The following is a 3,112-nucleotide window of genomic DNA, read 5'->3' as shown; positions in this document are numbered from 1 at the left end:
TATATGCGCAACTTTTGTGTTTAGTTTTTTTGCAACAATACTACAGGCCATCGAGCTGGTAACATCGCCCACTACTATCACAAGATCAGTGGGGTTAGCTTTCAACTCTTTTTCGAAGGCGATCATAATAGCTGCAGTCTGCTCAGCTTGTGTACCGCCGCCGCATTCCAGGTTAATATCCGGCGAAGGAATGTTCAATTCGGTAAAGAACGTAGCACTCATTTTCGGATCGTAATGCTGGCCGGTGTGCACCAAGCGGAAGTAAATATCCGATCCTGCCAGTTGTGCCTTTCTGATCGCATGTATAACCGGGGCCACTTTTATAAAATTGGGACGGGCACCTGCGATGATTGTTGTTCTCATTATTACTGACTCGTTTACTGTTGATTATTGTGTAAAGTCATATTATAAGCTGTTTACCTGTCCGAATAAAAGACATTGGTTTCACCCAATCTCAATACTTTTTTCTTAATAAAAACAATGTAGCGGAAAGGGTTTAAATAAATGGTGCTTATTTTATACAGGTAAGCATAAAAGGATTTTTTTTTATTCATGCCCGTTTTTTGAAAAATTTTTGACACCCATAGAATATGCTTTTCACTACCGACAATATCCCAGGGCAGGTATGGATACACTTCTTTTTTTCTGATGGCTACTGATTTTAAAAACAGCGGTTTAAATAACTCATACTCGCTTACATTACTGGCAGCACCCTGGTGCCTGCGGTAACCAACTGTGGGGGTTTTAAAAAAATATAATTTATTGCCGGCCTTTGTTAGTTTCAGCCACATGGGATAATCTTCAATAAGCCTGTTGGTTTCATCATAGCCACCTGTTGCAAGCAGTGCATTCCGGTTAAGAAAAACAGATGGGGTAAAAGTAATCCTGTCTGAAAGCAATAAAAGCTGGTATTGTTCCATTGCCGTAAAAGCAGGGTTCATAATGTTCATGGGAAAGGTGCCCGGAATAATATGCAAAAAATTTTCTTCGCTGAAATCATTTTTATACAATAATACTTCGGAAAAGATGGCTTTTGCCTGCGGATTTTCCGTAATAAATTTCATGTTTGCTGCCAGGCAGTTGGGCAACAATATATCATCGCCGGCAATAAATTTTATCCAGTCAGATTGGGCTGCATTAATACTCCTGTTGCAATTGGCAGAAACACCCGTGTTTTCAGGAACCGTTATAAGAGTAGTTTTTGTAAAACGATCTTTATTTACCGCTAACCAGTTGCTGCATAATTCAACGGTAGTATCAGTTGAGCAATCGTCTGAAACAATCAGTTCAATATTTTGCCAGGTTTGAGCCCTTGTACTTTCCAATGTTTCTATTACAAACTGGGAGGAGTTATAGGTTGCTACTATGATGGAGACGAGTATTTCTGCCATTGAATTCTATTAGAATATTAACCAGAGAGTTAAATAATACGGCTTTATTAACCGGCATTATTTTATCTTTTTTAAAACTTTTTTTACAGCCGCTGGTACAAGCGTTGAAAACACATCCCGCCAGCTTTTTAAATCAATTGCGTTTACCGTTTTAGCCACATAATTTATTTCAAAAGCAGCATCTGCTTTGGGATTAAAATTTAATTTATCGTGGTAGGTATCTGCTGTATATTTTAAATTACATATCGGGCTTTGGGTAAACTTATGATGGGTGGCTGTTTCACCAAAACCAATATTTACAATATAATTTTGCGAGGGAAAGATGCAGTATTTATTTGTTTTAAAAGCGGTGTACACCCATTGAAAATCCCACGTATCTATTGTGCCGTTATAAGTTTCATTAAAGTTTTTTTGCCAGTGCAGCAACCATTTTTTATTGCCATCAAAAGGTATCGGTAAATGCACTGCATTTTTTATAGTTGTATAATTTTTCAATGGAACTTCCGGGTTAAAATCTTTCCAGGTTGCCTGCACCAACTGGTAAGTTGTTTTCCAGGTTGCCCAGCCCCACATGTTAAAATACCTTGTTAAGCCATAAGGTTTATTAAAGTCTTGATACCCTATACTGCAACCATTTATAGAAAAAATGGCAGCATCATCCCGGTAGCGGTTAAGCATTATTTTACAAAATTCAAAAAATGCGTTGTTGGCAATAATATCATCCTCAATAATAATTCCTTCTTCTTCATTTTCAAAAAACCATTCCAATGCACGCTCTACTGCACCCCTGCAGCCGCGGTTGGTATCATGAAACAGTGTCTTTACCTCACAGACCCAATCAACCTGGCTCACTATATTTTTTACCTTCTCTGTATTAGCAATATCATCCGCCCTGTTTTTTCTTGGGCCGTCTGCTGAAATGTATAATTTAGCTGGTTTTAATTTTTTAAAAACTTCAAAAGATTTGCTGGTTTCATCTGGCCGGTTAAATACAAGGTAAAGAATGGGGATATTAAACATAACTTAAATAAATTTCTTTAACGGAAAAGGCATATCACTTTCTGAAATATTTTATTTATACTTTTTGCTTTACCCATAATAATGTGTTTCATTAATAATTTGTATTCATTATTTTCTTTGTGTAAAAGCTGAACGTATTGTGGAACAATATTTTTCCATGCACCTTTCATTTGCAAAATATACTTGTCAAGATTTTTGCTGCTAAAACCATCTAACGGGTAATGAACTAACTCCCGGTCCATATAAAAATATTGCTTTCCCCGTATGTAAGCTTTTAAAAAAAAAGCATAATCTGCAGCCATAGTATATTTAGATTCATACAAACCTAATTCTAAAAACAAAGAAGATTTGATAAACGAAGCCTGGTGATTAATAGTCCTTCTTTGCCAAAAATTTAAATTAAGCACTGCCGGATATTTTTGAACATATTTTTCTTTGTTACCTGGCTCCATCACTACATTGCCATAATAAATATCCAGACTTTCTTTACTAATAATTTCAACTGCATATTCAATTATATCGGCTGATAAAAAATAGTCTCCGCTATTTAAAAATACGATATAGTTACCAGTTGCCACCCTTATTCCTTTATTAATAGCGTCATAAATTCCATTGTCTTTTTCAGATACCCAATAGGTAATTTTAGTTTCATATTTTTTAATTATAGCTACACTTTCGTCTGTAGATCCTCCATCTATAAT

At 35.9% G+C, this 3,112-nt stretch carries 4 protein-coding genes; all 4 read right to left on the bottom strand.

Translation table 11 applies throughout. The features are described from left to right. Positions 1-363 (bottom strand): UDP-N-acetylglucosamine 2-epimerase (locus tag H7254_RS15805; protein WP_301933882.1); only part of this gene is annotated, 363 nt, incomplete at its 3' end. 53 nt (positions 364-416) lie between these two features. Next, positions 417-1,391, bottom strand: coding sequence for a glycosyltransferase (locus H7254_RS15800; RefSeq protein ID WP_301933881.1), 975 nt, complete (start codon positions 1,389-1,391; stop codon positions 417-419). A 57-nt stretch (positions 1,392-1,448) separates the two neighbouring features. Next, positions 1,449-2,411, bottom strand: a complete 963-nt coding sequence (locus H7254_RS15795; RefSeq protein ID WP_301933880.1) for a hypothetical protein — start codon at positions 2,409-2,411, stop codon at positions 1,449-1,451. A gap of 17 nt (positions 2,412-2,428) precedes the next feature. Then, positions 2,429-3,112 (bottom strand): glycosyltransferase family 2 protein (locus H7254_RS15790; RefSeq protein ID WP_301933879.1); only part of this gene is annotated, 684 nt, incomplete at its 5' end.

Origin of the sequence: Ferruginibacter sp. (genome assembly GCF_014377975.1) — a bacterium.
Lineage (GTDB): Bacteria > Bacteroidota > Bacteroidia > Chitinophagales > Chitinophagaceae > Ferruginibacter.
This window is presented reverse-complemented; position numbering and strand designations above follow the sequence as displayed.